The 6,061-nt window shown below is 57.6% G+C and carries 6 protein-coding genes; all 6 read left to right on the forward strand.

Annotated features, from left to right (window positions below):
- Window positions 1-29 precede the first annotated feature (29 nt).
- From lsrA to lsrG, 6 genes are read left to right on the forward strand one after another with little or no spacing between them, the layout of a single operon-like run.
- The gene (gene lsrA, locus J8X26_RS20680; protein ID WP_208951819.1) at window positions 30-1,607 is read left to right on the forward strand and encodes an autoinducer 2 ABC transporter ATP-binding protein LsrA; all 1,578 of its coding nucleotides are present in this window, start codon (window positions 30-32) and stop codon (window positions 1,605-1,607) included.
- The gene (lsrC, locus tag J8X26_RS20685) at window positions 1,601-2,677 is read left to right on the forward strand and encodes an autoinducer 2 ABC transporter permease LsrC (RefSeq protein WP_208951820.1); all 1,077 of its coding nucleotides are present in this window, start codon (window positions 1,601-1,603) and stop codon (window positions 2,675-2,677) included. Before lsrA ends, lsrC begins: the two co-directional genes overlap by 7 nt.
- Complete coding sequence (gene lsrD, locus J8X26_RS20690; protein ID WP_208951821.1) at window positions 2,677-3,699, forward strand: autoinducer 2 ABC transporter permease LsrD; 1,023 nt, start codon at window positions 2,677-2,679, stop codon at window positions 3,697-3,699. Before lsrC ends, lsrD begins: the two co-directional genes overlap by 1 nt.
- A gap of 25 nt (window positions 3,700-3,724) precedes the next feature.
- Entirely contained in the window at window positions 3,725-4,729 is a 1,005-nt protein-coding gene (lsrB, locus tag J8X26_RS20695) for an autoinducer 2 ABC transporter substrate-binding protein LsrB (protein ID WP_374101295.1), read from the forward strand.
- A 32-nt stretch (window positions 4,730-4,761) separates the two neighbouring features.
- Window positions 4,762-5,637 (forward strand): 3-hydroxy-5-phosphonooxypentane-2,4-dione thiolase, encoded by an 876-nt coding sequence (lsrF, locus tag J8X26_RS20700; RefSeq protein ID WP_152326930.1) that lies wholly within the window; start codon window positions 4,762-4,764, stop codon window positions 5,635-5,637.
- Between the two features lie 3 nt (window positions 5,638-5,640).
- Complete coding sequence (gene lsrG, locus J8X26_RS20705; protein WP_208951822.1) at window positions 5,641-5,931, forward strand: (4S)-4-hydroxy-5-phosphonooxypentane-2,3-dione isomerase; 291 nt, start codon at window positions 5,641-5,643, stop codon at window positions 5,929-5,931.
- Window positions 5,932-6,061: the final 130 nt, after the last annotated feature.

Here is a 6,061-nt window from a genome sequence, read left to right on the forward strand (position 1 = left end):
ATTAAATGTATCCGGCCTGAGGTTGATGTATGCAACACAGCGAGCATTCAGCACATTCCCCGATATCTGCCGCGCCACTGCTGGAAGTGAGCGGTGTCAGTAAAAGCTTTTCCGGCGTGGCGGTGCTGAAAGATATCGATTTCAGCCTGCAACGTGGCGAAGTGCATGCGCTGCTCGGCGGCAATGGCGCGGGGAAATCCACGCTGATGAAAATCATTGCCGGTGTTGAAACCGCAGACTGCGGCAGGATGCTGTTAAACGGTGAACCGCTGCTGGCACGCTCGCCTGCGAAAGCACATCAGGCCGGAATCTATCTGGTGCCGCAGGAACCGATGCTATTTCCCAGCCTGACCGTGCGCGAAAACATCCTCTTCCGTTTACCGGCGCATCAGAACAGCGAGAAAAAGCTGCAACAAACCCTGACGGAACTGGGCTGCAATCTGCCGCTCGGCGCGCTGGCGGGCACATTAGAAGTCGCCGATCAGCAACTGGTGGAAATCCTGCGCGGGCTGATGCGCGACGCCCGTCTGCTGATCCTCGATGAACCGACCGCCTCGCTGACACCGGCGGAATCCGCCCGCTTATTCACTCAGGTTCGTCATCTGACGGCGGGCGGCGTGGGTGTGGTGTTTATCTCGCACAAACTGCCTGAGATCCGCGCCATCAGTGACCGTGTCAGCGTCATGCGCGACGGCAAAATTGCCCTGAGCGGTACGCTCACCGAATTGGATAACGACGCCTTAATTCGTGCCATTACACCCCACACGCAGGATGCCGCCTTACCGGCAGAACAAAAACTGTGGCTGGATTTACCCGGCACGCGTCGCCAGGCGTCAGCAGGAAACAGGGGGGTGAGCGAGCCGGTTTTAGAGGTGCTTAATCTCACCGGTGAAGGGTTTATCAATATTTCCTTTAGCGCCCGCGCCGGGGAAATCGTCGGGCTGGCAGGCGTTGTGGGGGCAGGGCGCACCGAACTGGCGGAAACGCTTTACGGCCTGCGTGATGCCCAAAGTGGTCAGGTTCTTCTTATGCAGCAAGACATCAGCGGGCTGAATACCGTACAACGCCTGAAAAAGGGGCTGGTTTATCTGCCGGAAGACCGGCAGGCGTCCGGCTTATACCTTGATGCGCCGCTGAGCTGGAACACCACGTCGCTGACGTTTAACCGGCAAAGCTGGTGGCTGAATATCAAACGTGAAGCGGCGGTACTGGAGCGTTATCACCGCGCGCTGGGCATCAGATATCGCAACGGCGCACAAACGGCGCGCACGCTCTCCGGCGGGAATCAGCAAAAACTGCTCATTGCCAAATGTCTGGAAGCGCAACCGGCGGTGCTGATTGTCGATGAACCGACGCGCGGCGTTGACGTTGCCGCCCGCGCCGACATCTATCAGCTGTTGCGAAACGTCGTGGAACAGAACGTCGCGGTCATTCTGATTTCATCGGATCTGGACGAAATAGAAGGGCTGGCCGACCGCGTTTTCGTCATGCATCAGGGCGAAATGAGTGGCGAATTGCAGGGCAGTGAAATCAACGTTAACAACATCATGCACATTGCCTTTGGTAATCATCCCCAGACGGCAGACACCGGAGGAACCTCATGCTGAAGCGGATCCAAAACAACCGTGAACTGACCGCGCTGATGGCGATTATTGCGCTGTTTGCGCTGCTCGGCGTGATGGACAACCAGTCGTTCAGCTTCCAGACGCTGAGCATGATTTTCGGCAGCGCGCAGATCCTGATGCTGCTGGCGATGGGCGCAACGTTGGTCATGCTGACGCGCAACATAGACGTCTCGGTAGGGTCAATCACCGGCCTTTGCGCGGTGACGCTCGGCGTTTTGCTTAACAGCGGCGTTGACCTGACGCTGGCTTGCCTGCTGACGCTCGGCACCGGTTTGCTGGCGGGATTGTTCAACGGCGTACTGGTCGCCTGGCTGCGCATCCCGGCGATTGTTGCCACGCTGGGGACGCTCGGTTTATACCGCGGCCTGATGTTGCTCATGACCGGCGGTAAATGGATTGAAGGCTTACCCGCCGGGCTGAAATCCCTGTCGGCCCCGGTGTTTCTTAACGTCTCCGCGCTCGGCTGGCTGGTGATTGTTCTGCTGGTGGCGATGTTCTGTGTACTCAGCCGGACGGCATTTGGCCGCAGCTTTTACGCGGTGGGCGATAACTTACAGGGCGCACGCCAGCTCGGCGTGGCGGTTAACCGGGTGCGCATTCTCGCGTTTGGCATCAACGGCGTGATGGCCGCCATCGCGGGGATTGTTTTCGCCTCGCAAATCGGTTTCGTGCCTAACCAGACCGGCAGCGGGCTGGAAATGAAAGCCATCGCGGCCTGCGTACTGGGCGGGATCAGCCTGCTCGGCGGTACCGGTTCGATTCTCGGTGCAGTGCTGGGCGCGTATTTCCTGACGCAAATCGACAGCGTTCTGGTGTTGCTGCGCCTGCCTGCCTGGTGGAACGATTTTATCGCCGGACTGGTATTGCTCGGCGTTCTGGTGCTCGACGGTCGGTTGCGGCAGGCCTTGCAGAAAAACCTGCGCCGCCAGAAATATGCCCGTTTTCTGGCAGCCAGCCCGCCGGTTCATAAGAAATCTGCCGGATATAAAAGCCCGCAGCCGAAACATCTCACACGCCGGTTAAGCACCGGTAAAAAAAGCGGGGTGATGTGATGAATTCCTTACGCAACTACGGCTGGGAAGCAGCATTACTGGTGCTGCTGATCCTTGAAATTGCGCTATTCGGCATCGCAAACCCGCGCATGCTGGATGCCAATACGCTGCTGTTCAGCACCAGCGACTTCATCACTATCGGCATTGTGGCGCTGCCGTTAACGCTGGTGATTGTCAGCGGTGGCATTGATATTTCGTTCGGTTCGACCATCGGATTGTGTGCCATCGCGCTGGGCGTGTTGTGTCAGGCGGGGATTCCGCTGGTGGTCGCTATCATTCTGACGCTCGCGCTCGGTCTGGCCTGCGGCCTGCTCAATGCGGCACTCATTCTTTATACCGGCGTCAATCCGCTGGTGATCACCCTCGGCACGCTATACCTGTTTGGCGGCAGCGCCTTACTGCTTTCCGGGCTGGCGGGCGCGACCGGTTTTGAAGGAATCGGTAACTTCCCCGATGCGTTTACAAATTTTGCGAATCAGGTGATTTTCGGCCTGCCGATGCCACTGCTGATTTTCCTGCTCGCCACGCTGTTTTTCTGGCTGCTGATGCACCGCAGTCGCACCGGCCGCAACGTCTTTCTTATCGGCCAGAATGCCCGCGTGGCACGCTACGGCGCGCTGCCGGTCAGCCGCACGGCGTTTGCGTTATACGGCATGACCGGGCTGGCGTCGGCGGTGGCGGCGATCGTCATGACCTCCTATTTCGGTTCCGCGCGTTCTGATCTCGGCGTCTCCTTGCTGATGCCCGCGATCACCGCCGTGGTGTTAGGCGGAGCCAATATTTACGGCGGCTCAGGTTCCATTCTCGGCACGGCGCTGGCGACGCTGCTGATCGGGTACTTACAGCAGGGTTTGCAGATGATCGGCGTATCCAGCCAGGTGTCCAGCGCGCTTTCGGGTGCGCTGCTGATTCTGGTGGTGATTGGCCGTTCTGCCAGCCTCAACCGTGGTCTTATCCGCAGTGTTTTCCAGCGTTATCGCCAGCGCGGGTCTGCGTCTTCTCCTTCTTTATCCACCAAATGAACCGGGGTGCAAGATGAATACAAAAATGCTGAAAACCATGCTGATCGCCAGCGCCGTGAGCCTTGCGTGCCTGAGTGCGCAGGCCGCTGAACGTATCGCGTTTATCCCGAAACTGGTGGGTGTCGGCTATTTCACCAGCGGTGGCAACGGCGCAACGGCGGCGGGCAAAGCGCTGGGCGTGGATGTCACTTACGATGGCCCGACCGAACCGAGCGTGTCCGGTCAGGTGCAGATGATCAATAACTTCGTCAATCAGGGCTACAACGCCATTGTGGTGGCGGCGGTTTCTCCGGACGGCCTGTGCCCGGCGCTCAAACGCGCCATGCAGCGCGGCGTGAAAGTGCTGACCTGGGATTCCGACACCAAACCGGAGTGCCGCTCAATTTACATCAATCAGGGCACACCGCAGCAGCTCGGTTCCATGCTGGTCGATATGACCTCCAGCCAGGTCACCAAAGAAAAAGCCAAAGTGGCGTTCTTCTACTCCAGCCCGACGGTCACCGACCAGAACCAGTGGGTGAAAGAGGCGAAAGCCAAAATCGCCAAAGAGCATCCGGGCTGGGAGGTGGTCACCACGCAGTATGGCTATAACGACGCGACCAAATCACTGCAAACCGCCGAAGGGATCCTCAAATCTTACAGCGATCTGGACGCCATTATCGCGCCGGATGCCAACGCATTACCGGCCGCCGCGCAGGCGGCAGAAAACCTTAAACGCACCAATGTGACCATTGTCGGCTTCAGCACACCAAACGTTATGCGCCCGTACGTTGAGCGCGGCACGGTGAAACAGTTCGGCCTGTGGGACGTGGTCAGTCAGGGCAAAATTTCGGTTTACGTCGCCGATCAGTTGCTGAAAAAAGGCGAGCTTAACGTGGGTGACAAGCTGGATGTGCCGGGCGTCGGAGCGGTGGAAGTGGTGCCGAACAGCGTGCAGGGCTACCAGTATGAGGCCAAAGGCAACGGCATCGTGTTATTGCCTGAGCGCGTGGTCTTCACCAAAGACAACATTGCGAAATACGATTTCTGACGATAACGGTTTGCAGCTAAGGAGATACTGAAATGGCAGATTTGGACGATATCAGAGACGGTAAAAACTTCGGCATCGGTACGCCGCAGGATAACCATGCGTTTTTCCTCAAGGGCAGCGGACAGCTCGACTGGGGAATGCAGTCCCGGCTGGCGCGGATTTTTAATCCGGATTCCGGCCGGACCGTCATGCTGGCGTTTGATCACGGATATTTTCAGGGGCCGACCACCGGCCTCGAACGCATCGACATCAATATTGCGCCGCTGTTTCCGCATACCGATGTGCTGATGTGTACCCGCGGCGTGCTGCGCAGCGTGGTGCCCGCCGCCATCAATAAACCGATCGTGATGCGCGCCTCCGGCGGCAATTCGATCCTGACTGAGCTTTCCAACGAAACGGTGGCGGTCGCCATTGAAGACGCGCTGCGCCTGAACGTTGCCGCGATGGCCGCACAGGTTTACATCGGCAGCGAACACGAACATCAGTCGATCAAAAACATCATTCAGCTGGTGGATCAGGGGATGCGTTACGGTATGCCGACGATGGCGGTCACCGGCGTCGGCAAAGACATGGCGCGCGACCAGCGTTATTTCTCTCTGGCAACGCGCATTGCGGCAGAAATGGGCGCGAACATCATCAAAACTTACTACGTGGACAGCGGTTTCGAGCGCATCGCCGCCGGTTGTCCGGTACCGATTGTAATTGCCGGAGGTAAGAAACTGCCGGAACGCGAGGCCCTTGAAATGTGTTATCAGGCCATCGATCAGGGCGCATCGGGTGTGGATATGGGCCGCAACATCTTCCAGTCTGAATCGCCGGTCGCCATGCTGCACGCGGTCAAAGCGGTGGTGCATGAAAACGCCAGCGTGGCGCATGCCTACGAACTGTTCCTGAGTGAAAAGGGGTAAATCATGGAAGTGACGCTGGTTGAGATTAATGTGAAACCGGACAAAATTGACGAATTCCTGGAAGTGTTTCACGCCAATCATCTGGGCGCGGTAAAAGAAGAGGGCAACCTGCGGTTTGACGTGTTGCAGGATGAACACGAACCGACAAAGTTCTTCATCTACGAAGCCTACCGGGATAATGAAGCGGTGCTGGCGCACAAGATAACGCCACATTATCTGAAATGCGTGGAGGCGCTGGAGGGGATCATGTCGGAGCCGAGGAAGAAAACGGTGTTTAAAGGCATATATCCGTAAGTGCCGGTCAACACCTTGGGCTCGCCGGCCAAACTGGCCCAGAGGGCGCGTAAGCGCGCCAGGGCTTACGCATTAAAATGAACTTGTATTAAGTCATTGTACTCCCTATAAATAACCAAATTATGCGGAG

The sequence above is a fragment of the Rahnella sp. ChDrAdgB13 genome (assembly GCF_017655185.1).
GTDB lineage: Bacteria > Pseudomonadota > Gammaproteobacteria > Enterobacterales > Enterobacteriaceae > Rahnella > Rahnella contaminans.